The 26,891-nt window shown below is 30.4% G+C and carries 24 protein-coding genes; 5 read left to right on the top strand and 19 right to left on the bottom strand.

Features of this window, described 5'->3' with window-relative positions:
- The 3 genes from KPL44_RS23030 to KPL44_RS23040 form a co-directional block, all read right to left on the bottom strand.
- Nucleotides 1-132, bottom strand: a 132-nt coding sequence (locus tag KPL44_RS23030; RefSeq protein WP_367302968.1) for an acyl-CoA dehydrogenase family protein, incomplete at its 3' end; no start/stop codon positions are given.
- A 64-nt stretch (nt 133-196) separates the two neighbouring features.
- Complete coding sequence (locus tag KPL44_RS23035; protein ID WP_216106028.1) at nt 197-976, bottom strand: short-chain-enoyl-CoA hydratase; 780 nt, start codon at nt 974-976, stop codon at nt 197-199.
- A 149-nt stretch (nt 977-1,125) separates the two neighbouring features.
- Nucleotides 1,126-1,758, bottom strand: coding sequence for a redox-sensing transcriptional repressor Rex (locus tag KPL44_RS23040; RefSeq protein WP_216255382.1), 633 nt, complete (start codon nt 1,756-1,758; stop codon nt 1,126-1,128).
- Nucleotides 1,759-2,023: 265 nt separating this feature from the next.
- On the opposite strand from KPL44_RS23040, the gene KPL44_RS23045 reads away from it, so the two are divergent.
- Complete coding sequence (locus tag KPL44_RS23045) at nt 2,024-3,949, top strand: ABC-F family ATP-binding cassette domain-containing protein (RefSeq protein WP_216255384.1); 1,926 nt, start codon at nt 2,024-2,026, stop codon at nt 3,947-3,949.
- An 84-nt stretch (nt 3,950-4,033) separates the two neighbouring features.
- Here the strand turns inward: KPL44_RS23045 and KPL44_RS23050 are convergent, their stop codons facing one another.
- The 5 genes from KPL44_RS23050 to KPL44_RS23070 all read right to left on the bottom strand — a co-directional run bounded on the left by KPL44_RS23050 (nt 4,034) and on the right by KPL44_RS23070 (nt 8,893).
- Nucleotides 4,034-5,305 carry a M14 family metallopeptidase gene (locus tag KPL44_RS23050; RefSeq protein WP_216255386.1) on the bottom strand — a complete coding sequence of 424 codons (1,272 nt, stop codon included), beginning with the start codon at nt 5,303-5,305 and terminating at the stop codon, nt 4,034-4,036.
- A gap of 141 nt (nt 5,306-5,446) precedes the next feature.
- Nucleotides 5,447-6,697, bottom strand: a complete 1,251-nt coding sequence (gene ablA, locus KPL44_RS23055; protein ID WP_216255388.1) for a lysine 2,3-aminomutase — start codon at nt 6,695-6,697, stop codon at nt 5,447-5,449.
- A gap of 299 nt (nt 6,698-6,996) precedes the next feature.
- On the bottom strand, nt 6,997-7,248 hold the full coding sequence (locus KPL44_RS23060) for a cysteine-rich small domain-containing protein (protein WP_216255391.1): 252 nt from the start codon (nt 7,246-7,248) through the stop codon (nt 6,997-6,999).
- 12 nt (nt 7,249-7,260) lie between these two features.
- Nucleotides 7,261-7,668, bottom strand: a complete 408-nt coding sequence (locus KPL44_RS23065; RefSeq protein ID WP_216255393.1) for a hypothetical protein — start codon at nt 7,666-7,668, stop codon at nt 7,261-7,263.
- Between the two features lie 133 nt (nt 7,669-7,801).
- A complete protein-coding gene (locus KPL44_RS23070) occupies nt 7,802-8,893 on the bottom strand; it encodes a hypothetical protein (RefSeq protein WP_216255395.1) in 1,092 nt (363 codons plus the stop codon).
- Nucleotides 8,894-9,276: 383 nt separating this feature from the next.
- Between KPL44_RS23070 and KPL44_RS23075 the strand changes: the two genes are divergently transcribed.
- Complete coding sequence (locus KPL44_RS23075; RefSeq protein ID WP_216255396.1) at nt 9,277-9,576, top strand: hypothetical protein; 300 nt, start codon at nt 9,277-9,279, stop codon at nt 9,574-9,576.
- A gap of 39 nt (nt 9,577-9,615) precedes the next feature.
- Here KPL44_RS23075 and KPL44_RS23080 read toward each other — a convergent pair whose 3' ends face one another.
- On the bottom strand, nt 9,616-10,323 hold the full coding sequence (locus KPL44_RS23080) for a YoaK family protein (RefSeq protein ID WP_331702967.1): 708 nt from the start codon (nt 10,321-10,323) through the stop codon (nt 9,616-9,618).
- Between the two features lie 19 nt (nt 10,324-10,342).
- Complete coding sequence (gene tsaD, locus KPL44_RS23085; RefSeq protein WP_216255398.1) at nt 10,343-11,365, bottom strand: tRNA (adenosine(37)-N6)-threonylcarbamoyltransferase complex transferase subunit TsaD; 1,023 nt, start codon at nt 11,363-11,365, stop codon at nt 10,343-10,345.
- Nucleotides 11,366-11,628: 263 nt separating this feature from the next.
- Here tsaD and KPL44_RS23090 point away from each other — a divergent pair, with 263 nt between their 5' ends.
- Nucleotides 11,629-12,267, top strand: a complete 639-nt coding sequence (locus KPL44_RS23090; RefSeq protein ID WP_216255400.1) for a RusA family crossover junction endodeoxyribonuclease — start codon at nt 11,629-11,631, stop codon at nt 12,265-12,267.
- Between the two features lie 208 nt (nt 12,268-12,475).
- A complete protein-coding gene (locus tag KPL44_RS23095) occupies nt 12,476-13,504 on the top strand; it encodes a branched-chain amino acid aminotransferase (protein ID WP_216255402.1) in 1,029 nt (342 codons plus the stop codon).
- A gap of 70 nt (nt 13,505-13,574) precedes the next feature.
- On the opposite strand, the gene glgP is transcribed toward KPL44_RS23095, so the two are convergent.
- The 9 genes from glgP to KPL44_RS23140 all read right to left on the bottom strand — a co-directional run bounded on the left by glgP (nt 13,575) and on the right by KPL44_RS23140 (nt 24,425).
- The gene (gene glgP, locus KPL44_RS23100; protein ID WP_301182995.1) at nt 13,575-15,194 is read right to left on the bottom strand and encodes an alpha-glucan family phosphorylase; all 1,620 of its coding nucleotides are present in this window, start codon (nt 15,192-15,194) and stop codon (nt 13,575-13,577) included.
- A gap of 252 nt (nt 15,195-15,446) precedes the next feature.
- Nucleotides 15,447-16,175, bottom strand: a complete 729-nt coding sequence (gene nuoB, locus KPL44_RS23105) for an NADH-quinone oxidoreductase subunit NuoB (protein ID WP_216255404.1) — start codon at nt 16,173-16,175, stop codon at nt 15,447-15,449.
- Nucleotides 16,176-16,186: 11 nt separating this feature from the next.
- On the bottom strand, nt 16,187-17,623 hold the full coding sequence (locus KPL44_RS23110; RefSeq protein ID WP_216255406.1) for a hydrogenase large subunit: 1,437 nt from the start codon (nt 17,621-17,623) through the stop codon (nt 16,187-16,189).
- A gap of 11 nt (nt 17,624-17,634) precedes the next feature.
- Nucleotides 17,635-19,092 (bottom strand): proton-conducting transporter transmembrane domain-containing protein, encoded by a 1,458-nt coding sequence (locus KPL44_RS23115; protein ID WP_216255408.1) that lies wholly within the window; start codon nt 19,090-19,092, stop codon nt 17,635-17,637.
- 11 nt (nt 19,093-19,103) lie between these two features.
- Complete coding sequence (locus KPL44_RS23120; RefSeq protein WP_216146533.1) at nt 19,104-19,715, bottom strand: hydrogenase; 612 nt, start codon at nt 19,713-19,715, stop codon at nt 19,104-19,106.
- Between the two features lie 12 nt (nt 19,716-19,727).
- Nucleotides 19,728-20,657 carry a respiratory chain complex I subunit 1 family protein gene (locus KPL44_RS23125; RefSeq protein ID WP_216255410.1) on the bottom strand — a complete coding sequence of 310 codons (930 nt, stop codon included), beginning with the start codon at nt 20,655-20,657 and terminating at the stop codon, nt 19,728-19,730.
- Nucleotides 20,658-20,669: 12 nt separating this feature from the next.
- Nucleotides 20,670-22,445, bottom strand: coding sequence for a proton-conducting transporter transmembrane domain-containing protein (locus KPL44_RS23130; protein ID WP_331702974.1), 1,776 nt, complete (start codon nt 22,443-22,445; stop codon nt 20,670-20,672).
- Nucleotides 22,446-22,751: 306 nt separating this feature from the next.
- The gene (locus KPL44_RS23135) at nt 22,752-23,228 is read right to left on the bottom strand and encodes a hypothetical protein (protein WP_216255411.1); all 477 of its coding nucleotides are present in this window, start codon (nt 23,226-23,228) and stop codon (nt 22,752-22,754) included.
- A gap of 180 nt (nt 23,229-23,408) precedes the next feature.
- On the bottom strand, nt 23,409-24,425 hold the full coding sequence (locus KPL44_RS23140; protein ID WP_216255413.1) for a MarR family winged helix-turn-helix transcriptional regulator: 1,017 nt from the start codon (nt 24,423-24,425) through the stop codon (nt 23,409-23,411).
- Between the two features lie 307 nt (nt 24,426-24,732).
- Here KPL44_RS23140 and KPL44_RS23145 point away from each other — a divergent pair, with 307 nt between their 5' ends.
- Entirely contained in the window at nt 24,733-26,724 is a 1,992-nt protein-coding gene (locus tag KPL44_RS23145; RefSeq protein WP_216255415.1) for a fructose-1,6-bisphosphatase, read from the top strand.
- Nucleotides 26,725-26,891: the final 167 nt, after the last annotated feature.

Here is a 26,891-nt window from a genome sequence, read left to right on the forward strand (position 1 = left end):
TTTTTCTACTGTTTCGCTAGGAAATCTTTCTGTAACATCTATTTCCGCAGCTAAAGGTTTAACTTCGTTTAATGCGAATTCACTTACCATCTGTTTTACAAATTCTTGTTCTTTTGTCAATGTAAAATTCATGAACCTTCCTCCTCGCTATTCTCTGGGGTAGCTAAGCTACCTGTATTTTAACAGAGTACTTAAATTACTTATTTTTAAAGCATTTTTCAGTTTTCTCAATAAATGCTGTCATTCCGCTACTTTGGTCCTCAGTCGAGAAACATTCTCCGAATATTTCTGATTCATATGAAAGTGCTGAGTCTATATCTAATTGCATTCCCTTATTAATTGCTGCTTTACAAAGACTTACAGCAATAGGTGCCTGTCCTGCAATTGTATTTGCAAGTGCTTTAGCTTCTACTAATAGATCTTCAAGCGCAACCACTTTATTAACAAGTCCAATTCTTAATGCTTCTTCCGCATTAATAATCTTAGCTGTGTATATTAATTCTTTAGCCATTCCAAGTCCTACAAGTCTAGAAAGTCTTTGAGTCCCTCCAAAACCAGGTGTTATTCCAAGTCCTACTTCAGGTTGACCAAATTTTGCCTTTACAGATGCTATTCTAATATCACAAGCCATAGAAAGCTCGCATCCTCCACCTAAAGCAAAACCATTCACTGCTGCGATTACTGGTTTTTCTAGTGTTTCTAATTTTCTAAACACTTTATTTCCTAAATTTCCAAATCTTCTACCACCCATTACATCAAGATCTTTCATTTCGGTGATATCAGCACCTGCAACAAATGCTTTTCCAGCTCCGGTTATAATTACTGCGTAAATCTTATCATCATTAGCAATTTCATCTATTGCTAAATCTAGCTCTTTTAATGTTTCTGAGTTTAATGCATTTAGAGCCTTTGGTCTACTAATTGTAAGTACTGCAACTTTGTCTTCCTTTTGAAGAACAATATTTTTGTATTCCATAACAATCCACTCCTTACGAATTAATCTATTCATTAACTATTTGTTAATAATATAACAAATAAGCCTAAATGAATACGAGGCCATTTGCCTCAATTCCATTATATATCTTTGTGATAATTATATCAACAAGAAATAATTGTTTTTTATGATTAAGTCCTATCATTCATTAAACAGCTAAGAGTTAAGAGACTTTCACTTAAATGTACATTTTCAACAATTATTTCTTTAGGTACTTCTAAATCCACAGGTGCAAAATTCCATATGCCCTTAACGCCATTTGCTACCATCATGTCGCAAACTGTTTGGGCACTATTTTCTGAAACACAAATTACCCCTATATCTATTGGCGTAGTTTTGAGAAAACCAACTAATTCATCTATGTCTATTACTTCAACATCTCTAATTTTAAGTCCTATTAGCTTTGGATTAACATCAAAAATACCTGCCAAATTAAAAGCTAACCTTTCAAAATTTGTATAATTGGCAATAGCCTGCCCAATATTACCAGCACCTATTATTATCATTTTATATTCTTTTGCTAGTCCCAATATGCCATTAATTTCATTTAATAATTCTTTAACATTATAACCGTATCCCTGTTGTCCAAAATCCCCAAAGCAGTTCAAGTCTTGTCTAATTTGAGATGCCGTAAAGCCAATTCTCTCGCCTAACTCTTTTGAGGATATTCTATCTACATCAGTCCTTAAAAGTTCTTTTAAATATCTATTGTATTTAGGCAATCTTCGAATAACTGCCATCGATATATTTTTTTTTCTTTCCACGACTTACACTCCTCTGTGAATATCATAAATTTCATACTATCAATCTTAACACACATTATAGGTTAATATCACCTTTTGTTTCAAATTTAATAGATATTAAGCACTATTCACCATTTATACCTTTTTTATACTATTATTTAAAATTAATGTTATATATATTTGTTTTTTACTACAATAACTTTAATATAAATAGTACAATAATATATGAACAGATTTAATTAATATTTATTAATTTTAAGACTACGCTACAGGGAAGGTGAAAATTATGATAGTTCTAAGTTGCAAAGATATTCACAAAAGTTATGGTATAGATGTTATTTTAGACAAAATAACTTTAAGTATAAATGAAGGTGAAAGAATTGGTTTTATTGGTGCTAATGGCGCTGGCAAGTCTACACTTTTCAAAATACTTACCTCACAATTGGACCATGATGCTGGTGAATTATTTATAGATAAAAATAAAAAGCTAGGTTATTTATCCCAAAATTTATCATTAGATATAACTAATACTATATATGAAGAAACGCTTTTAGTATTCGACAATTTATTAAACCTTGAAAAAAATCTTAAGGCTCTGGAAATAAAAATGAGTTTACCTTATGACGCTTCAAAAGAAGACTATCAAAATAAGATAATTAAAGAATACACATTAACCTCTGAACTTTACAATAACAGAGGCGGCTACACCTATAAGGCTAAGATAAGTAGAGTTCTTAAAGGCCTTGGTTTTTTAGAAGACGATTATGATAAACCAATAAACATATTAAGTGGAGGTCAAAAAACCAGGGTTGCGCTTTGCAAGTTATTACTTAAGAACCCTGATATACTATTACTCGATGAGCCTACTAATCACTTAGACTTAGACGCCATAGAATGGCTCGAAGATTACCTTAAATCCTATAAAGGCACTATGTTTATTATTTCTCATGATAGGTTCTTTTTAGATACTATTACCAATAAAACTTTTGAACTTATTAATGGACATGTAGATTGTTATAATGGAAGTTATACAAATTTTATTGAATTAAAAAAAATAAATTTTGAAATTCAATTAAAAGCATACAATGTGCAACAGTCAGAAATAAAAAGGCAAGAGGATATTATAACTAAATACAGATCCTTTAATAGAGAAAAAAGTGTAAGAGCTGCAGATAGCAGACAAAAATCTCTGGATAAAATTGACCGAATTCACTCTCCAGATCGAGATCCTCGCGACACTAAAATCAAATTTGAAACAGAAATTAAAAGTGGTAATGATGTTCTTCATATAGAGGACCTATCAAAACGATTTGGAGATAACCTTTTGTTTGAGCATCTAAATTTAGACATAAAAAGATCAGAAAAATTTGCTCTTATTGGTGAAAACGGAAGAGGTAAAACCACCCTCTTTAAGATTATAATGGATCAAATACCAAGTGATACAGGCATAAAAATATTGGGTAAAAATATTTTCGTTGGATATTATGACCAAGAACAATCAAATTTAAATCCAGAAAAAACTATAATAGATGAAGTTTGGGATGAATTTCCAAAACTTACTACCACAGAGGTTCGTACTGCCCTTGCTGCATTTCTATTCATAGGAGAAGATGTATTCAAGGTTATATCCACTTTAAGTGGTGGAGAAAGATGTAGGATTAATCTTCTAAAAATCATGTTATCTAAGGCAAACTTCTTATTGCTAGATGAACCAACAAATCACTTAGATATTATGTCCCGTGAGGCCTTAGAAGATTCAATACTCGGATATGACGGCACCGTTGTCGTAATATCACATGATAGATATTTCTTAAACAAGGTAATTACTAGAATACTCGAATTAAATCAAGATGGACTCAAAGAGTATTTAGGAAATTATAGTTATTATATAGAAAAGAAGAAAAATCCTTTAAGATTTAAGTTAGAAGAAGAGCAAGAAGGAATGTCAAAAACTCAAATTAATTTTGATAAAAAAAAGAAGCGTGAAGAGGATAAACTTGAGAAACAAAAGAAACTAGATTTTAAAGAACTAGAAGATAAAATTGCATCGCTTGAACAAGAAACAGAAAAATTGCAAAACGATCTTTGCCTTGAAGAGGTTTATTCGAGTCCAAGTAGAAGTGTTGAAACAAACAATCAACTTTTAAGTGTGAAAAAAGAACTTGAAGAGCTTTACGTAACATGGGAAGACTCTGCGACAGACGTAGATTAAAAACAATATAACGCCTATATCTTTAATTGCTATGCAAAATAAGATATAGGCGTTTCTTTAATAAAAAAACAATTATATGTGTTTCTAAATAGTTGCTCCTTCTAATAAAACTTTAATATTGTCGCTATAAATCTTATTAAATTGACTTATAGGAAGAGGATTTTCTCCAAGCCCAACTTCAATGGTGTATCCCGGCCTTCTAAATTTTCCTATGAACCAATCTTTATATCCTGCATAACTGGTAATTCCAGTTGTTTCACCTAGATCATAACCACTCAATTGTGAAAATATTATTGCTATTGCTTTAGCTTCAGAGCTTGCTAAATTTTGAAAATTCCAGTATATTAGTTCACCTTGGGTATGATATGCTATTACTAATCTAAAATTATTACTTCTTGTTAAATTTGCTACAGCTTTAGACTCTGATTCTGATTCTGGCGAGGTACCTGAATATCTTGTAGGGCCTGGTCCATATATTCCATAACTCGCCTCTGCATTCTTTGATTCTTGCCACATAGCATCATAGTTATGATTAATATCTACTCCTCGAATATTAGCACTCCAATTTTTAGAAAAATCTAAACTTCCATTATTCCACTTAATTAAATCATTGTAATACGGGTTATTTTTTTCTAGGCCATTAAGAACTAAGTCCACTCCATCTGGATTAACCATGGGCATAACATAGATAGTGCTTGTGCGGAATATATCACGCACATTATACCCTTCTATATCCTGATCCATCACATAGGCTTTAGCAAAATTTTCAATAAACTTCATTAAAAGTACAGAGGTTATCCATTCAATAGCATGATGCGCGCCATTATAAAATACTTTGCTTGGTCCATTGCCCAATTTTACATAATAAAGTTCTTTTCCAAGTTCACTCCTACCAGCACTCTCAACTTCAATAAATGGGTATCTAGCTTTTAAGCCTTCTAAATCTTTTTTCATAATGTCATAAGTGTAATCAATATTTGTATAGACCACATCTAACGAGTAAGGAACTATAATTACATCACCAACCCTTAATCTATTTGCATTAATTTGAGGGTTAGCTGTAATTATATTTTCAAGTGGTGTGTAATATCGTTTTGCTATAATGTATAGAGTGTCACCTGATTTAATTCTATAAGTATCATAACCTAGTAGAAATCTGTTCATAAGTTTATAAGTATCATTATCCACATCGCCTGTAGGTGATAATCCAAAATATTTCTGAAATTTTTTTACCGCATCAAAAGTTTTAGGTCCATATATTCCATCTACTTCTCCAACAACATAACCTAACTTATTAAGTAATGCTTGTATTTCTGATACCACTGTTCCTTTTGACCCTATTTTTAGGGTTTGCAAATTTACCCTCCTAAAATTACTTATGATACCATTTTATTCAATTTATCAAAAACTGTTACAACTCCAGACAATAAATACAGAAAATAATAAGCCTAAAGATTAATACTCTCTAAGCTTATCATTAATATATTTTTAGTTTTACTATTCTTGTCCTCTTAAACTTCTCTCAAGTCCAACCGGTTCCATAGACATTTTCTCATTATTTAATAAACCAGCAACTCCTACTCTGTGAACCTTTTTCTTTCCTTCACAAACATCACAGTGACAGATTGAAGTATAACTAGTTGGTTGCTCATAAGTAGTTATAACTCCTTCAAAGTTCCTAAGTACTATTTTCTCAGGACTTTGAGATATAACGTATCCTGGCATTACTGGGATTTTCCCACCACCACCTGGTGCATCAACAACGAACGTGGGCACACAAAATCCTGAAGTATGGCCTCTTAATCCTTCAATTATTTCTATGCCTTTAGATACAGGTGTTCTAAAGTGTTCAAGACCCATTGAAAGGTCACATTGATATATGTAATATGGTCTTACTCTAATTTTAACAAGTTCGTGCACTAGCTCCTTCATTATATGGGTACAGTCATTAACTCCTCTTAGAAGAACAGACTGATTTCCTAAGGGTATTCCTGCATTGGCAAGCCTTTCACAAGCAAGCTTTGCTTCCTTTGTAATTTCATTTGGATGATTAAAATGTGTATTTAACCAAATCGGGTGATACTTCTTTAACATGTCAACTAATTTTGGAGTAATTCTTTGTGGAAGAACTACAGGTACTCTTGAACCTATTCTTATTATTTCAACGTGTGGAATTTCTCTTAATTTTTTTATTATATATTCTAATTTATCGTCTGTTACAAGTAATGCATCCCCACCTGATAACAACACGTCTCTCACTTGCACCGTGTTTCTTATATATTCAATTGCTTTATCTATTTTATCAATTGGCATAGAATTATCGTTTTGGCCTGCAAATCTTCTTCTTGTGCAATGCCTACAGTACATTGAGCACATATCGGTTATTAGTAACAATACTCTATCCGGGTATCTATGAGTGAGCCCCGGCACTGGAGAATCCGTATCTTCATGTAATGGATCTAATAAATCAGCATCAGCTTTGTGTAATTCTAGAGCCGTTGGTATAGCTTGTTTCCTTATTGGATCATATGGGTCACTGGGATCTATCAAGGCTAAATAATATGGAGTGATAGCCATCCTCAATGTTTGAAGACATTTTTTTGCTCCCTCTTCTTCTTCAATAGTTAATGGTATATATTTTTTAAGTTCTTCTACAGTTTCTATTCTGTTTTGAACTTGCCACTCCCAATCATTCCATTCTTTATCCGTTACATTTTTAAATAATTCTAATCTTCTGTTTACTTTCACATTTATACCTCCGGTTTATAATTTTTTTTAATTTCTTTATGCTCTTTAGTATATCTACTTACTACGAATATAATAATGTTCTTATCACCATAATTTCGGGTAAAAAAAAGGCGCTGAATTGACAGTGCCTTTTTAATAAACCTATTTTTTTATGTTAAGTTATTAATTTTTTTTTAATTAATGTTCTAATTATAACCCATAATTACTTTAAATACAATGTTATCATTAGCATTTTTTCGTTTTTCATGGGGTATTATAGGTTTTTATAAATAATTATAACTTCTTTTGTTTAGTTTTTATTATTTTCGTTTCGCCTTATTAACTTCCCTTATTTTACCTACAATATATTCATAACCATTTTCGCTGTGTGGTATCAAACAAGATGAGCAATCTTTAATGTCCTTTACAAATTTTCCATTTCCACCACAATGTTCAAGAAAATACAGAGGACAATAACAAAATAGACAATTAAATTTTTCATCATTTTTAACCTCATGGCACGGGAAATATTCGCATTCTTTATTTCTAAAAAACTTATAATTATTATCCATATTTAATACTCCTTACCCCATTAATCTATAGATACCTTGTCCTAAATATGTTAATAATATAATTATTAACATTGACAAAACCACTTGAAGCGGACCTTTCTTTAGAGAAAAAGAAAAGTTTGTTTTATGTTTTTTGTAAACCACATTTTTTTTACTACCTAAAGTATCACCCTTATGTAGTACTTTAGGATGAGGATACATAATTTCACTTTTTAAGTATGCAGCTATGCTTATAATTAAAATAAATATTGATAGAATTTTTGTAATAGAGAAAAAGTTCAACCTCATAGCATATGCTATAAATATAGATATTGGTATAATACAACCTAGTAACATAACTAATTTGCTAACTATTAATTCTGGTATCGTCTTTACATGGATTTTTGTTTTCTGAGGCCTATAAGAATTTTCCTTTTTCATAATAACCCTTCTTCCATAATTTTTTATAAACACAAGGTCATTATACCAAATTTTCAAATGTTTGTTAATAAAATTTTAATAAATTTCATAAATATAACTATTATTTTACTAATCCCCATATTCGTTTCAAGTCCTAAAAGGCTACCATATTATATACATCTATATCTTCTAACACTGTTTGATCTGAAATAACCTCTTTAGGAAATTGTTTAGCTAAAGTTTGCCTAAATTCTTTAAGCTGAACCGCCGTAAGTTCTTTTTGCTTTGGCAGTGTGTTTTCCACCTTAATAAGCTTTCCATTATTTAACTTATATATAAATTTATCTTCAATAATACTTAAATTATTTTTATCATCAAATTTCAATTCCCCGACAATTTCACCACTTATTATTATCCGCTTTAGATTGTTTATCGCATTTCCGTTACTACTAATTTGGGCTACACTAAGATATGCGCTTGATTTACCATTTAAACTTTTTTCACCTGTCACCCAGCTTCTAAATGCAATTACTTTGCCATCATTAGATATTCCACCATCAAATATTTGTTCCTTATCATTATTAATTTCAAAAATTTGCTTTCCATTAACATATAAATTAGCTCTTGGCTGAGGAAATATGTGAGGCGTATTACTATAAAGAATATTTTTTTTACCTAAACTAACATCCCGCATGGTACCAACGCAGGAAATTAGTTCTGCTTTGCTTTTTATATTATATACACTATAACCTGAAACCGATGGATTAATATGCCCTGTAACCAAAATATTTTCATTATCTATCCATTTGAGTTCAACAATTTGTTGTGCATCTTTATTTTTAATAACAATATCTGTTAGTTTCTCAGCTTTAACATCATAAATAATTACATGTGGAGGATATATGGGTTCGCCTTCATTAAAATACCTAAATACAATTTTTGTTTTATCCGGAGAAAGTTGTAACAAATCTTTCGATTTTGTATTATCTCCAAGAGACTTAATTTGTTTACTTATTTCATCATAAAGATATACATTATTACCTTTTTCAAATGCTATTTTGGTTAACTTAATATTCTTTATGTTTTGATCTTTATCATTGATGGTCGTGCCTTTATTAGATGTATTATCTTTATTTTTTTTAATTATATTTAAACATGACACCACTGCAAATATGCTTAGAAATAAACAAATTGATATAATTAGTAGCTTAAACAAAATTTTGGTTATTTTGGGGTGGGTTGTCATAATATTGCTCCTCATTTAAATTCGTAAGAATAATCGTTATTTTAAATCATTGAAACTCAGATAATTATACTCTACTTACATTATTGTATCAACTGGGAAGATTTTTTTTTAAAGTTATTTTATATATTTATTGTTAATAATTTACATACTAAAATGCAAAAATAACATTAGGTTTTTTAACCTAATGACCTTTATTATTATATTCCTTCATTTTTTTTGCTATACATAATCATTTGAAATTATTTATTTAAATTAAAAAACGTTTTTTATAAATTTTACTTAAATATTTCACATGGTATAAACAATGATTTTCAAAATATAACCTACCCAATATTAGTTAAATGAATATACTATAATATAACAATATTAGAATGAGGAATTATATGAAAAAACTAGAAGAGTACGGTCCTACCGAATTGGCAACACTCGCAACAATACTAGGAATTATTATTGCTTCTAAGTTCGATGTTGACCAACAAGGTGTAGTCGCCAATTTTTTATTTGGTGTAGCTCAGACCATATTTATAATAGCAGCTCAAATTTCTAATCTTAACGCAAAAGAAGAAGCCCAAAATGCAAGTAATACGAATACTAATTCAAGTACTACGAATAAGGATTTGCAAAAACAGATAGATGAACTTAAGAGTCTTATAAAGAAATTCGGAGATAATAATATTTGTTAATAAATATACTAAATTAGCCCAATTGAATATAAACTGTATTTATGAATTATTAATGTTATATAACACCAAAGCACCGATTATTATAAGTGCAGCGCCCCATATTGCTTTAACCCCAATATTTAATGTTAATATACCTCCTAAAAATGAACCTAATAAAAATGAAGAAACAACTGTAAAAAGACGAATAGTACGAATAGCTGCCTCATGATCCTTTTGGGTGAAAGCAATATATGCCTCCCTTGCAGCTGATCGCAAGTTACCCGTGGACATGGTTGAGCTATACGGAGAATCAGCAATTTTCGAAAATGAACATACTTGAATAGACGCAACAAATGAAATTGTAACATTTACAATAATATTAGGAATGGTACTAGGTATAAATCCTATTACAAAAAGGACTATTATTTCAAAAATTAAAACTACCCGTGGCCAGTCATTTATAAATAAACAGGATGAGTCATTTTTTATTGTTTGAACAACAATTACTCCAATTACGAAAGCTACTATAGCTGGAATATTAGCAAATGCATGCATCCATTCTCCTTTTGAAGCATATATGGCAAGCAGTACAATATTTCCAGTTTGAGCATTAGCGAAAACACCGCCCCTTCCTATGAATGTATAAGAATCCAAAAAACCGCCTGCAATTGCAAGAAGTATTCCAAATCGAAAGGACTCATGTATAACATGTTTTGAATGTAATTTTCTAATTCTTCTTTTCATTAAATTCAAGTTAATTTTAATCAAAATTTAAAGACTCCTTTTATTATCTTTCTCCAAGCTTTAGGTTTGGGATTGCATTTAGTGTTAATGGTGAAACTCTTCCCTTTATTAATTCAAAATAAGCTGCACTTCCAATCATAGCTGCATTATCAGTACAAAGTATCATCTCGGGGAACATAACTTTTATATTTTTCTTTTGCCCTTCTTTTATCATTGTCTCCCTAAGGCAAGAATTTGAAGCCACGCCACCTGCTATTGTTATTTTATCTACACCTTTAATTTTACATGCCTCAAAGGCATTCTCTACCAAAACATTAACCACTGCCTTTTGGAAAGATGCGGCAACGTCAGGTATATTAATTGTCTCATTTTTCATATTCATTTTATTCAAATAATTTAATACAGAAGATTTAACTCCACTAAATGAAAAATCTAAAGTAACATCATGAAATTTTGCTTTCGGAAATTTTATAGCATCTGCATTGCCCTCTTTTGCTATTTTATCTATTTTAGGTCCACCTGGATACCCAAGGCCTATTGCACGAGCTACCTTGTCAAACGCTTCTCCCGCTGCATCATCCCTAGTTTCAGCCATAACTTCAAAGTCACCGTGATCCTTCATGTACACAATAAACGTATGTCCTCCTGAAACTACCAAACACATAAATGGTGGCTCAAGCTCCTTATATTGAATAAAGTTAGCACTTATATGCCCTTCTATATGATTAACTCCGATTAAAGGTTTATGGGTTGCATATGCGAGCCCCTTAGCATATTGAACCCCTACTAGTAGTGCACCCACAAGTCCTGGTCCATAAGTTACTCCTATTGCATCTATATCATCTAATGTAACGTTAGCTTCATCTAGTGCTTCTTGAACCACAGCACTTATTGCTTCTATGTGCTTTCTAGACGCTACTTCGGGAACAACGCCTCCAAACTTTTCATGTATATCTATTTGTGATGCAATTATGTTAGATAAAACCTCTCTACCATTCACTACTACTGCAGCCGCTGTTTCATCACAACTTGATTCTATTGCAAGTATTTTAATATCCTTTTCCATTGTTTTTACCCACCTTTAACGTAATTTATATGATTTTTCTATATATATTCATAAAAATATTTTAATAATCTTGTATTCTAAAAAAGTTTACATCTAATAATTATACTTTATTAGCTTTAGCATATCAAATTTATATGTGCCTAATTTAATTGTTCAAACTTTGACGTGTATCTTTATATGATATAATTATATGTACAAGGATGATATTTTTTTAATAAATATAATAGTACTTAAATGTTTAATATAGATCCTAGGAGGAACATATGAATACCACTTATGCAAAAGTCATTATAAAGGGATCACCAATTTCAAAATCTAATTTCAAACTTTTTAATACAAATGGGAGAGCCATTTTACCTTATAATTCTGGAAAATACCACGATAGGTATGCTTTATATGAAGAAGAAATTGCTTATCAATGTAGAAGCCAGAATCCCAGCATTTTTTTAACAGAATCTCTTATCGCCGTTTTAAAAGTATATTATAAAAGTATCAAAAGACACCCTGATACAAACAACATAACCAAAAGTATTTTTGATGGCATAGAGAAAAGCGGTCTTATAGTTAACGATGCTCAAGTTACAAGACTTATTATTGAGGAATTTTATGATGCCAAAAATCCTAGATTTGAACTAGAACTTTTTGGTGAAAGTATATATGCTATGAAATATTCAATAGTTGAAAGAGAAGAAAAAAATCCACCTATAAATTATGATCCACCATCAAATAAAAAAAACACCATTGGATCTAAACTAAATAAAGCTAAATCTGGGATCATTAAGAATTCTACCTCAAATTCAATTTGTGAAATATGTGGGAAAGTAGTACCAAAGGATGAGTGCATTTCGGCTAATAAGGGTAAAACCTCCCTTTGCAAACATTGTTTTAAAAAATTATTTTGAACATTTTTATTCATTATGAAACTATTTTGAATTCAATTTATTAAAATACTGATAATGCCATTGTTATACATATTATATGTTATAATAGAACCTATATCTTGTATTGTACGAATTTTTACAACATTTAGAATATAATGTCAACTTTCTAATGATGTACAAAATATATTTTAATTGTAATTCAGTTTTAAAAATAATAGGAGGGATAAATATGAGCACAAATGTTAACATCGATTGGAGCAAATTAGGTTTTGCTTATAGCAAGACAGATCTTAGGTATATCTCAATATGGAAAAACGGTAAATGGGATGATGGTAAACTAGTTAAAGATAACAATCTTTCTATAAGTGAAGCTTCAACATCTCTTCATTATGGTCAGCAGTGTTTCGAGGGTTTAAAAGCTTATCGCACAAAGGACGGAAGCATCCAATTATTTAGACCTTTGGAGAATGCAAAACGTTTGAGGAACAGTTGTTCGCGTGTCCTAATGCCTGAAATTTCAGATGAAAAATTTCTTGATGCATGTTTGCAAGTTGTTAAAGCAAATGAAGCTTTCGTTGCACCATATGGAACTGGGGCAACACTTTATCTAAGACCTTATGTAATAGGTATTGGTGACAACCTTGGAGTAGGCCCAGCACCCGAATTTTTATTTGGTCTATTCTGTTGCCCAGTAGGTGCTTATTTTAAAGCTGGTCTATCTCCAGTAAACTTTATGACATCAGATGAATATGATAGAGCTGCACCATTTGGTACTGGCGACGTAAAGGTTGGAGGAAACTATGCTGCAAGTCTTCTTGCTCATGAACACGCTGCATCAAAAGGTTTTGCGGACTGTATATACCTTGACCCTGCAACTCACACTAAAATTGAAGAAGTTGGTGCTGCAAACTTTTTTGGTATTACAAAAGATAATGTATTTGTAACTCCAAAATCGCCATCAATACTTCCTAGTATAACTAAAAAATCATTAATTTATATTGCAAAAGAGTATTTAAAAATGGATGTACAAGAAAGAGATGTTCCAATAGATAGTCTTTCTGATTTTAAAGAAACAGGCGCATGTGGAACTGCTGCTGTAATTACACCTATTGGTGGCATTGAACATAAAGGTAAACTTCATGTTTTCCACAGTGAAACAGAAGTTGGCCCAGTTACTAGAAAACTTTATGATACTCTTTACGGGATTCAATTTGGTGATGTATTAGCACCAGAAGGTTGGATTGTAAAAGTTAAATAAACATTATATATAAACAAAACAACTTCAAAATTTATATTTTGAAGTTGTTTTGTTTTTCTTGTGTTTATAATTATTTTATATACATTTTGTTATAGTATTCGTCAAGCATTCTCTCAACTGAAAACTCATAACTTGTAGTTCTAATACTTTCTCTCATCATTTCTACCCACTTTTCTCTATTTCCATAATAAGTAGCCATAACTCTATTAATTAAAGTATCATAAAGAGCAAGCGTATCATGTTTATCTAATTCTACTTCTGTTAAATCGTCAAGACCTACCCCGTCTCCGAACTGCCATCCATTTACGCCATCAATACAAGCTTCTGGCCACCAACCATCTAAAATAGAACAGTTTAGCACGCCATTCATTGCAGCTTTCATTCCCGACGTTCCACTAGCCTCAAGAGGTCTTCTAGGATTATTTAGCCAAATATCTGAACCTCTAGTTAACATTCTTCCTATATTCATATCATAGTTTTCAAGAAATACTACGCTACTAGGATATTTTTTCATCATTCTTATGAGTTTCGCTACTATTTCTTTTCCTATGTCATCAAGAGGATGAGCTTTACCTGAGAATACAATTTGAACTTTTCCACTTTTAAGTAGAGGAGAAATAATCTCCTCACTAGTAAATATTAAGTCACTTCTCTTATATGGTGCAGCCCTTCTTGAAAATCCAATAAGTAACTTATCGACGCAAAGTGTGGTCCCAGTTCTTTCTTTAATAAATTCTATTAGTTCTTTTTTAATAGTTGTATGAGTTTCCCAAAGGTCCCCATTATTATCGCACGCCTTGGTCATTCGCTCGTCTACCCAAGTTGGTTTATGAATGCCATTAGTTATGCCAATAATTTCAGGCCTGTCAGCGACAGTTTTCCACATTTTATTTGCAGTTTCCCTGTGAAGTTTTGCTACGGCGTTAGCTTTCCTTGAGAGTCTAAGTCCTGCTACAGTCATATTAAATGGTTCTCCCCCAAGTCTGATCATTTGCTGTTTAGTCAATTCATTAAATGCTCCCATATAGTCTAATTTATCAATAGGATGAGATTCATTACCTTCAACTATTGGAGTATGAGTTGTAAATACTACTTCATCACGAGTTTTCACCCAAGAATCTTCAAAACTATATCCTGATTGCATTTTTTCTCTTATAAGCTCCGTTGCCGCAAGTACAGCATGGCCTTCATTAAAATGATATACATCAATTGGTACATTTAAAGCTCTTAAAGCTTTTACACCACCAATACCTAACACTATTTCTTGAGCTATTCTTTCTTCCCCAAACCAACCATATAATTGTCCCGTTATCCACCTGTCACCATTTTCCGGTATATCAGTATCTAAAAGATATATTGGGTTGTTTCCGAACTCTTCTAATTTCCAAACCTTACATACTACTTTTAAATTTCTGATATTAACAGTTACTTTTACCCCCGTGTCTTTTAAAAATTCATAATGATAGTTATGATATGTATCATATACTTCACCATTTTCATCTATAATCTGTTCCGTATATCCTTGTTTCCATTTAAGTCCTATTCCAACAAGTGGTAGATTTAGATCTTTAGCACCTTTCAAATGATCACCTGCAAGTATTCCTAGTCCCCCTGCATAAGTTTTAAAATCTGAGCTTAGTCCATACTCCATACAAAAATAAGCAACTCTTGGAAGATTGTTAGTATCCAATAGATTCCCCTCCTATATTTCTTGTTAATATAAAATAATTTACAATTATATTATAACTCTACATTTTATGTTTATTATACATAATTATCTAATTCAATGCAAGCGTTTGCACAAACATTTTTTTCTAAAACTACTTTATTAAATCATCTCCTGGGTCGCTGCACTATTAAATAACAAAAGTACCCATAAGAAGTGTTTGCACTCAAACTATTACTTCCTACAGGTACCTAACTTTTGCCTATTGATTTTAGTCTATTTTTTAATTTTATCCATTATTTTAAGAAGCCCAAAAATAATAGCCTGCGGAGATGAAGGACAACCTGGAATTACAAGATCTACTGGCAGTATATCCTTAAGTGTACCATACACTCCATCACCCCCTTTAAATACTCCACCGTTATAAGCGCAACTACCAACAGCTATGACTATTTTAGGTTCAGCCATCGCCTGGTAAGTCTTCTCTAAAGCTTCTTTCATATTTATAGTAACAGGCCCCGTTACCACTAGTCCATCTGCATGCCTTGGAGATGGAGATACATTAATTCCAAATCTTGAAATATCATAAAACGTGTTTGAAAGTGCATTAAGTTCTGACATACAGGCATTACAAGAACCAGTATCTACTACTCTTAGTACAAGTGATCTCCTAAATGTCTTATATATTTTTTCCCTAAGTTTATCACCTGCAAGTTCTAACTGCGCCATTTTATAATCAGATGTCATTTTAAAAACGGATTTGGGACAAATATCAACGCAATTCCTACAATAAATACATTTTTTATAATCTACACTTACTAGATGCTCTGCATTTGTAATAGTATTTATCTTAATGGCATTCACTGGGCATATATTCATGCATTTTTCGCAATTATCACATACATTTCGCTCTGAAATTATTTTCCCATAAGAGAATTCATTATCTTTAATTGGATCTTTTATTGTTTCTGTTCCATATTTTATTCTATCAATTATATTATTCATTTTAATACTCCCTACTTGTCATTCTCAGAATAAGACATATTAAAGCTTTTATTAATAAGAGGAAAATCAGGAATAATTTCCTCAAGAACCGCTTCGCTCATACCTGTCCAATTAGTAAAAGAAGGAGTTTTAAAGTAGATTCGGTCAAACTTATTATCTTTTCCTGTTAAACCATAAACTACAAGCTCTCCCTTTACTGTTTCAACTGAAGTTATTGCCTCTAACCCCTCTTTTAAATAAAATTCATTTTTTTCTCTCCTTATATCAACATTTATATATGAGAGTGCTTTCTCTATAAAATCAAAAGCATCTTTAAGCTCGCAAGCTTTTAATTTATATCTTTCAAAAACTCCGCCCTTTGTTTCTATATTTATATCTCTTTTTATTTCCTTATATAACTCATATGGAAATGAGACTCTAACATCATATTTCAAATTGCAGGCCCTTGCTACAACACCTGTCATACATAATTTTTTAGCCATAGAACGACTAACCATTCCTGTATCTTCTACTCTATCTAAAAATGAAACTGAATTTACACTCATTTTTATTATGCTAAGTACCCGTGCTTTAAGGCTTTTTAATGTATCTAAAACATCTTTCTTTTTCTTTTCATCAAAATCTATATTTATTCCAAGAGGAACAATGGCATTTCTCATATACCTACTTCCACTTATCCTCTCACATAACTGATGCACTACTTCTGAAAAATAGCCAAACTTTTTAGCTACATAACTATAACCAATATCATTACCTACTCCACCTAAATCATCCATATAATTATACATTCGCTCAAGTTCTAAAAGAACAACCCTAAAAGCCTTAACTTCGATGCTAACATCTGCTCCTAAAAGTTTTTCTACAAGCATAGCATAAGCTTCTCCATAAGCTACGCTTGATTCTCCAGACACACGCTCAAACATAAGATTCAATGTATTTGCATTTATATCCTTACATAATTTTTCTATTCCCCTATATTTGTACATAAGTTTTATTTCAAGATTTTCTATTGGTTCTCCCATAACACTAAACCTAAAATGACCCGGTTCAATAATTCCTGCATGTACGGGTCCTACTGCAACTTGATATGCCCCTGTCCCAGATACCTCTTTAATCTTGTAGTCGTAATCTTTATTAATTTCTCTATGAAATAATTTGCTTTGGTAAATTATATTGCTAAGATCAATTGCTTCCTTATCAGTAACATAACTACATATTACATAATAACCTTGCTTACTATTTGAAAACACACAATTTATTGTAGTTTCTTTTTCAACTACAGAAAACTCACAAATATAATTAAATTTATATAAATCAACACAAATAAGCACAATTTTCCTGATTTGATCTGCTTTTATTCTAACGTATAATTCGTTATCATTTTTAACTTCATATTTTAAATCAAAATTTAATTCTTGTAGACTATTTATAGTATCTGTTATTTTCATATCTTCACTTCCTAATCACATATAATTAAAACTGCATTATTTATCATATTTGACAAACAACCATTCATAGTTAAGCTAATAATAATAATTGAAATAAAACATAAAGCGAGTGGCAATATATTTTTTTTATCTTCTTTCATTCTAACATATTTTACACCAGGTTCAGTGTTGAAGACTATCTTAATGAATACTCGCAGGAATCCTGCAAAAACTAACAGGAGACAAAAAGTATAGATTGCAGTAACAATATAATTTCCACTCTCAACAGCTCCTACAATTATATAGTATTCACTAAAAAAAGCTGGGAATGGTGGTGCCCCGGTAATAACAAGCATACCTATAATAAAAAATACTGCATTTATTGGCATAGTCTTTATTAAAGCATCAATCTTGTCTATACGTTTTGTTTTATATGCATTTAATAAATTTCCTGCGGTTAAAAACAACATAGACTTTACAAAGGCATGCACTAAAGAGTGAAGTAATGCACCGAAAACTGCAATTTTACTTCCAACTCCAAATCCAAGTGCTATAATTCCCATATTTTCAACTGATGAGAATGCAAGCACTCTTTTATAATTAAGTTGTCTTAAAATACTAAAAGATGAAATTATAAGAGACACACAACCAAAAACTATAAATAACCACTTGGTATTTTGTAGTCCTGGTATATGTTTCGTTATAATATAGAATCTTAAAATAACATACAGCGCAAGATTCAAAAGAACCCCAGACATAGCACTAACTGGGGATGGCGAGTCACTATAGGCATCTGGCAGCCATGTATGCATAGGTGCGAGTCCTGCTTTTGTACCAAGTCCTACAAATATTAAGGTGAAAGCTATTTTAATAGCATATGTACTTTGTGGATTTTGGTTATTTACAAGATGAGACCATTTTAGTATCCCGTCAGTATCTTGATTACTATAAGCATTAACAAAGATTAATATGCCAATTAATCCAATACCTATTCCAATTGAACAAATAATTACGTACTTCCAAGCGGATTCTAATGAGTTTTTATTAATGTTAAAACCAAACAGAAATGTAGTTGTAAGCGTTGTTCCTTCTAGTCCAATCCACATTGCAACAATATTATTAGTTAGTGAAATAAACATCATAAAAAACACAAAGAAATTAAATAAGAAATAATAAATTTTACCCATTTTAAGAGTAATTATTTTCTCCTTTATCTCATCTGATATATACCTATATGAGTAAATACTCACGATTATATTTATACAAGATATAATCAAAATTTGTACAGTACTCAAACTATCAATATAAAAAAATTCATTAAAATAACTAAGGGAATAACCTACTGAAACCATCGTAATAATTTTTACTACAATACCCAAAACTAACACAGCTCCAAATATTGTAACAAATCCAGTAGTTTTTATGTTTTTAAAGAGTAAGGGTGTAACTATTAAAAACAAGAACAAAATACCAAGTACTATAATATACATTATTTCACCAACTATTCTTTTAGATTTTCGAAAAAGTCTGTATTTATTGAATCAAAAGTTTTATTAATACGGAAAATCATTATTCCCATAATAAGTGCAAGCATTAATGTTTCAAAAACTATTCCTGCCTCAATTACAAGAGACATTTTAGATAAAGATGTTTCAAAAAGCACAATACCATTTTCAAATATTAGAAATCCTATCATTTGTGTGATAGCTTTTTTTCTTGCAACCATTAGCAAAATGCCTATAATAAATAGTGCAATTCCAGTCTTTAAAAAGTTATCTTGGCTCTTATTTAAAAGGCCAAAAGCTATCATTATACCAAGTCCCGTTATAAGATACGAAACAAAAGCATTTACTATTAACTCCATTTCTCTTTTTATCTTTAATTTTTCTACAGATCTATTTATTATTATTGGTATTATAATAACTTTAGTAACTATTGTTAAAATTCCTAAAATATAATAATCCACTTTTCCTGTCTGGTAACCCAACTTTAAGACTATAAGTCCAATAGCCGCTGACTGAAATATAAATCCTGCTGTAATAAGTTTTATTCTTCTTACTCCAGACATAAATATACTAGATATTAATATAATTGTAAGTAAAGCTTCTATCATAATCTCTCTCCCTTATAAAATATAAATTAAAGTAATTGCAACTATTCCTAGAGATATCATAGCTGGAAACAATTCTGCCCCTTTAAATAGCCTAGATTTAGCGAAAGTTGTTTCTATTATAGCGATTCCTAGTAAACAAATTAAGAGTTTAAATATAAATGTTACGAGTCCTATAAGAATAGCTGAAATCGAAATCGTTGTTGCAATTCCAATAGGTACAAAACAATTAATCAAAACAATCAAGTATACAATTAGTTTAATATAAGACGATAGTTCAACATACGCTAAATCACTACCTGATAAGTCTAAGATCATTGCTTCATGCATCATTGTAAGTTCTAAATGTGTTTCTGGATTATCGAAAGGTATTCGAGCATTTTCAGCAAGTATTGCAACAATAAAAGTTACCATTGTTATAAGGTACGCAGTATCATAATGTACGCTTTTGCTATTGATAAATGAAATATGAAATATGTTAAAATCATTTGTTTCTATATATAAAAATATCATCAGAAACAATATTAGAGGTTCTGCCATCATTGAAATAAACGACTCACGACTTGATCCCATTCCACCAAATGTACTTGAACTATCAAGTCCAATTAGCACTGTGAACATTTTTACTATTCCAAATGAAAACATAAGAATAAATAAATTTCCGATACTTTCCTGCATACTCGTATAAAAAACTGGTACAAAAAATGCTGTTGTTATAGTCGCTGCAAGTATAACTATTGGTCCAATAGTTGTTATAAATGAACTTCTATTTGATACTATTCTTCCTTTTTTTAATAGCTTACTTAGATCATAATACGGTTGAATTATAGATGAACCAATATACCCCCGAAGATATGCCTTCATCTTTTTTAAAATCCCTATAAATAATGGTGATAAAACTATAATCAATAAACTCTGAATAAAATAAATCAAATTATATTTCAAATGAAAACCTCCTTACACAAATTTTAAGACTAAAACAAGTGCAATTATTACCGATATGAATATATATAAAATATGCAATTGAATTTTTCCATAATTAATCTTTAATATTTTTGTTGTTAAATAATTGACTGCTTTTAAACTTGTTTTATAAAAATAATCCTCTACTACATCACTAGTAGTTTGACTTATATGAATCTTTTGTTTGTAACTAACTTTTTTGTTATAATTTGCAATAGATCCAAATATTTTTGCGGCAGGCTGAACAAATCCGCTACCTGTGTACTGAATATAAGGTTTATCACTTGTGTAACCACAAGCCCAGGTATCGCTAATTTCTTGTTTTTTATTTAATGAATTTATTTTATTAAACATATAAACAATAAATGTGATACTAATTAATATTAAAGTAAATAGTATTATCTCTGTTTCATTTTTAAATCCAGGTCCGTTTACCTTAATACCTAATAAATCATTAGTAAAATATGATATTTTATTTATTATATATGGTGAAAATACTCCAGTAACTATAGTGAGCATAGCAAGTAACCCTTGCCCAATATTCATTGACATCGGAATATTTTTAATATGCTGCGCTTTATTAGTTCTTGGTTTTCCAAGAAAAGTTATTCCAAAAGATTTTGCAGTAGCATAAAAAGCCGCTCCGCTTGTTATTGCTATAATAACACCGCAACAAAAAATCAATATTATAACCCATATATTGCTTACCTTAGTTATCGATTCAATGAAACTTCTAAGAATAAGTATCTCACTTGCAAAACCATTAAAAGGTGGCACTGCGGAGATCGCACAGGTTGCAATAAATGTACAGATTGTTGTAAACTTCATTTCACGGTGTAGTCCACCAAGTTCATTCATATTTTTAGTACCGGTTGCGTACAAAACGCTTCCTGCATTTAAGAACAAAAGACTTTTAAAAATTGCATGGTTTAAGCAATGAAGTAAAGCTGCAGTTAGTGCTAGTGAAGCTAATACTTTTAAATTATAATTTATAAGTATCATAGACATCCCAAGAGCAGCAAAAATTAATCCCACATTTTCTGCACTAGAATATGCTAATAATTTTTTAATGTTATTTTGCAATAAAGCATTTAATATTGAAAAGATAGCGGTAATAGTTCCAATTATAAGTACTATCACTCCACACTTTAAAGGCGTCACTTTAAGGAAAATAAATATTACCCTTATAAAACCATATAAAGCAACTTTAAGCATTACCCCTGACATCAAGGCCGAAACATTAGATGGTGCTGTTGGATGGGCCTTTGGAAGCCATGCATGAAGTGGAACTATGCCCATTTTTGCTCCGAATCCAAATAATGCAAGTATGAATATTATGTACTTTTGATTCGCATGAAAATTCGCAGAAACCTTAAGAATCTCATTAAAATCAAAACTACCACTGTATTTATACAAGAAAGCAAACATTATCATTAAGAATAATCCACTTATGTGTGTCATAACAAAATAAAATATCCCTGCTTTCAAATTTTCCTTATGCATATACTCATAAACTACTAAGAAAAACGACGATATAGACATCATTTCCCAAAAAACAAGAAAACTTATAGCATTATTAGAAACTACAACGCCTATCATTGATGCTACGAATAATATTATTAAAAATAACATATAATTTACCGAATAATGTTTTTTATATTCCATTATGTAGCCCTTAGTATAAATTGCTACTGGTATAAATATTAATATTATAATAAATACAAAGTATGTTGAAAGCCAGTCCTTTTGAAAATTAATTAATGGTAACACTTGTTATCAACTCCTAGTTAAATTTAGTTAACATTCGAATGTTGGAATGTGACACTTAATTATACCTTATTTTTCGAATGTTAACAACTATATTTAATTGATTGTTCGTGTTATGTATTGGTTAACACTCCTAAATCTTGTCTTTTTTTCTTATTTACTTTGCAAAATATCATATCAAATATGGATTTTTGAGCCTATTAATAAGAAAAGAAAAGTAAGGCCCCCTACCTTCACAACCATAAATAATAATAAAACAACTATAAAATCTTATAAATAATAAGCTTTTATAGTTGTTTTTATACTCTATTAATAACTTCCAGATGATCCCCCACCAGAAGAAGTACCACCCGTTATTTCACCAAAGTAGGCTTTTGCACTCGCAGGATAGTTACTTCTTAATCTTTTTTTAGCTTTAGATAAATTATATGATGCTTGTACCCATACGGCTGTTGCTGATATTCTGGCCGTTGTTTTAAACGCACTCTTTGATACTTCATATCCAGTTCTCGATATGAGTTCAAAACGATCCATAAAAGTTTGTAATGTATACCTAGGTAAGTCTGGGTTAGCAAGTCTTACATACTCTTGATATGCGCCACCCGCAATACTCTTAATATTTCCCGTCTGACCAATATTGTCTTTAATACAAGCTGTAAATAACATATAACGACTAGCATTTTCATACTCTTTAACTAATGTTCCAAAAGTTGGTTTTGCAGAGACGCTTAAAGGGATAGTTAACATCATAATAAACATTAGCACAATAGAAATAGTTTTTTTCATCTTTAGTTTCCTCCTCAAGGTTTTATAAATTTATTTAATATAACTATATCAATATATACTAATTATGTCAATTATTTTAGTTCTAAGCTATATTATGCTAAAATACTTTTATTTTATGGCAAATTTATTTATAAAATGACTTTTAAAAATCCGGAAACATGCAGATTTGAATGCATTCCTCTACTTTTCGAAGACTCTACTTTTAATTATAACAATAGTTTTTCTTATATATTCTTCTGTTTTATAATTACTTAGTTTATTATTCATCCGTAGTAAAAGAACATTTAGTTTTAAAATGTCTCCGTAACTTATTCCTTCCAACTCTTTAAATATTAATAAGGTCTTTTGATTTTTATTATAATCATCTATTATCAAATCCCCACCTTGTTTTGATATATCTAAATAATGGGCATTTTTAATTAAAGCTTTTTCTTTACGAATGAAGGATTTACTATATAAATTTTTTACTATTACATGAACAGTAGATGGCGACCAAAAGCTAATTTCACTTAATTCACGCGATGTAACACCTGGGAATGCTGCAATTATCCACAAAGCTCTAAGTTGGGCATATGTTACATTAAACTCCTTTAGTGGTTCACTATGATTGCTTTTGATTGTTAAAATAAATATTCTTAGCAAATTATATAAAGCAATTGTTTTCCTTACAATACCAATTGTTTTAATGTCAAAATCTATTACATCAATTTTTAAATTTAATTCATTTATCTTATCAATATAATCAAAAATAAATTCTTTTTTTTCTTTTATTATAATTTTCGTAAAAATATTTATAATAAAATCCAATTCTTCACTTGAAAATAAACCTATTAAATCAAAAAGGTAAATATCGTTCTCCTTCCCTTGTTTATTCACATTAATATACCAATTACCCAAATCCGTTAATTGGAGTTTATATAGCTTTCTATTAATTGTTTCTTCTTTAAATATTAACTTTTTATTCATTAGGATTTTAATAATATTGCTAACTGTAGGCGTACTCCAACAGCCAATCCTTGCAATGTTACTAAGCGAGATCCCTGGAAACACTTTAATAATCCATAAAACTCGAAGCTGAGGCAGAGTTATACCTGAAATCTCAACAGTCCTTGCGTAATTAGATTCAATTTTTAAGAAAGCATATCTTGCTAGATTATATAACGAATGTATGCTTAGCAAATAATCATTTTGCTTCATAGAATTTCCCCTTATATGTTGCTTGCATTTATATAAATTATAATTTACATGTACCTTATCACCATAAAACATTGTATCAAAAATATTATATCAAATCAACAAAAGCATTTCATCCTACTTCTAGCTGTATTAATTAGTTATAAAACATATTTATATTTAAGCTAATCTACGCATAAAATATAACATAGTAAATAATATTTTTTTTTTATAATACAATGCCTCATAATAATGTATTATACTATTAATTGTAGCCTTATATTAAAAGGTACATCGATAAAATTTATGCAATTATAAAGGAGATTCAAAAATGATATTTTCTAGTGAGACACCAATTGAAACTATAGAAGAAGATTTGAGATATCTTAAGCTACTAGCTAGCAAGTATCCTACAATTCCAGATGCTTGTACCGAAATCATAAATTTACAAGCTATCTTAAATCTACCTAAAGGAACTGAACATTTTCTTACAGATATTCACGGTGAATACGAGTCCTTTTCTCATGTTCTTAGGAATGCTTCCGGCGTAATCAAAAGAAAGATTAACGACATTTTTGGTAATTCACTTAGAGATATCGAAAAAAAAGAACTTGCAACCATTATATATTATCCAGAACAAAAGTTAGATATAGCACTTAGAGAAGAGGATGATATAGACGATTGGTACAAAATCACTTTTCATAAACTAATTAAGATTTGTAGAACCATCTCATCTAAATATACTATATCTAAAGTCCGCAAAGCACTACCGCCAGATTTTTCATATATTATTGAGGAATTACTTCATGAACAACAAAGCACCTTTAATAAACAAGAATATTACAATGGTATCATTCAAACCATAATTAAAATTGGGAGAGCTAAGGAATTTATAGTTGCCATTTCAAATCTAATTCAAAGGCTTACTATAGATAGGCTTCATATTCTAGGAGATATTTATGATAGAGGTCCCGGCGCACATATAATCTTAGATACACTAATAAACTACCATTCTATTGATATCCAATGGGGTAACCATGACATACTTTGGATGGGAGCTGCATCTGGCTGTGAAAGTTCTATTGCTACTGTTCTTAGGATTTCAACAAGATATGCAAATTTGGATACAATTGAAGAAGGTTATGGTATTAACTTATTACCACTAGCAACTTTCGCTCAAGATTTTTATAATGATGACCCATGCACAGCATTTAAACCTAAGGTTTTTCCAGAAAATAATTATGCAGATAAAGACCTTAATTTAATATCAAAAATGCATAAAGCTATAACTATAATTCAGTTTAAACTTGAAGCTGCTATAATAAAGAGGCGTCCTCATTATGAAATGAATTCCAGATTGCTTCTTAATAAGATAGATTATGAAAAGGGTACCATCAATATTGATGGTAAAGAATATGTCCTAAATGATCTTAATTTCCCAACTATAGACCCGAGTGATCCTTATAAATTAAACGAAGATGAAAGACAACTTATTGATAAACTTAGATCTTCTTTCTTAAATAGTGAGAAACTCCAACAGCATATACGTTTTTTATACTCTAAAGGTAGTATGTACTTGAAGTACAACTCAAATTTGCTTTATCATGGATGCATTTCACTAAGCGAGGATGGTAATTTTAAAAAAATGAAAATAGATAACACTATTTACAGCGGAAAGTCCTATATAGATAGAACTGAGCGTTTAGCAAGAGAAGCCTATTTTGGTAAAGAAAGTTCAGAATCTAAACTTTATGCACTAGATACCATATGGTATTTGTGGTGCGGTTCAAATTCCCCACTTTTTGGTAAAGATAAAATGACTACTTTTGAGAGATACTTTATAGATGATAAGAGTACTCATAAAGAAGTTAAGAATTCATATTATAAATATAGGGATGATGAAACCACTTGCAATAAAATATTATCCGAATTTGGATTAAACACTAACGATTCACACATTATAAATGGTCATGTTCCGGTAAAAACTAAACAAGGTGAGAGTCCTATAAAAGCCAATGGTAAGTTATTAGTTATTGACGGTGGTTTTTCTAAAGCATATCAGCCAGAAACAGGAATAGCTGGATATACTCTTATTTATAACTCCTATGGACTACTCTTAACCTCCCATGCACCATTTGAATCTACCCAGAAAGCAATTGATGAAGGAAAGGATATTCTATCCTCTACTATTGTTCTAGAAAAATCTACAAATCGTATACGTGTAGTAGATACTGATATAGGACTTGACATTAAAGATCAAATTAAAGATTTAGAGTCGCTTCTTACAGCCTATAGAAAGGGGTTCATTAAAGAGCAACGCTAATCTTATAAAAACTGTTTTAAAAGGATTTAAAATATATTAATAAATAAAGGAGATTAAGAGGGTGTAAATTATTTTGTGTATTCTCTTTCTTTAAGCAAAATAATTGAATTATTTAATTATGAAAAAATGTTACTATAGTTTATAAATGTTGTTACTTTGTAATTACT

This window comes from Clostridium sp. DSM 17811, from assembly GCF_018861905.1.
GTDB lineage: Bacteria > Bacillota > Clostridia > Clostridiales > Clostridiaceae > Clostridium_AD > Clostridium_AD frigoriphilum.

Excerpts from the sequence above, each read along its gene's own strand:
- KPL44_RS23035 (WP_216106028.1), bottom strand. The coding sequence starts at position 976 with ATGGAATACAAAAATATTGTTCTTCAAAAGGAAGACAAAGTTGCAGTA.
- KPL44_RS23045 (WP_216255384.1), top strand. The coding sequence starts at position 2,024 with ATGATAGTTCTAAGTTGCAAAGATATTCACAAAAGTTATGGTATAGAT.
- KPL44_RS23060 (WP_216255391.1), bottom strand. The coding sequence starts at position 7,248 with ATGGATAATAATTATAAGTTTTTTAGAAATAAAGAATGCGAATATTTC.
- KPL44_RS23065 (WP_216255393.1), bottom strand. The coding sequence starts at position 7,668 with ATGAAAAAGGAAAATTCTTATAGGCCTCAGAAAACAAAAATCCATGTA.
- KPL44_RS23070 (WP_216255395.1), bottom strand. The coding sequence starts at position 8,893 with ATGACAACCCACCCCAAAATAACCAAAATTTTGTTTAAGCTACTAATT.
- KPL44_RS23075 (WP_216255396.1), top strand. The coding sequence starts at position 9,277 with ATGAAAAAACTAGAAGAGTACGGTCCTACCGAATTGGCAACACTCGCA.
- tsaD (WP_216255398.1), bottom strand. The coding sequence starts at position 11,365 with ATGGAAAAGGATATTAAAATACTTGCAATAGAATCAAGTTGTGATGAA.
- KPL44_RS23090 (WP_216255400.1), top strand. The coding sequence starts at position 11,629 with ATGAATACCACTTATGCAAAAGTCATTATAAAGGGATCACCAATTTCA.
- KPL44_RS23095 (WP_216255402.1), top strand. The coding sequence starts at position 12,476 with ATGAGCACAAATGTTAACATCGATTGGAGCAAATTAGGTTTTGCTTAT.
- nuoB (WP_216255404.1), bottom strand. The coding sequence starts at position 16,175 with ATGAATAATATAATTGATAGAATAAAATATGGAACAGAAACAATAAAA.
- KPL44_RS23110 (WP_216255406.1), bottom strand. The coding sequence starts at position 17,623 with ATGAAAATAACAGATACTATAAATAGTCTACAAGAATTAAATTTTGAT.
- KPL44_RS23115 (WP_216255408.1), bottom strand. The coding sequence starts at position 19,092 with ATGTATATTATAGTACTTGGTATTTTGTTCTTGTTTTTAATAGTTACA.
- KPL44_RS23120 (WP_216146533.1), bottom strand. The coding sequence starts at position 19,715 with ATGATAGAAGCTTTACTTACAATTATATTAATATCTAGTATATTTATG.
- KPL44_RS23135 (WP_216255411.1), bottom strand. The coding sequence starts at position 23,228 with ATGAAAAAAACTATTTCTATTGTGCTAATGTTTATTATGATGTTAACT.
- KPL44_RS23140 (WP_216255413.1), bottom strand. The coding sequence starts at position 24,425 with ATGAAGCAAAATGATTATTTGCTAAGCATACATTCGTTATATAATCTA.
- KPL44_RS23145 (WP_216255415.1), top strand. The coding sequence starts at position 24,733 with ATGATATTTTCTAGTGAGACACCAATTGAAACTATAGAAGAAGATTTG.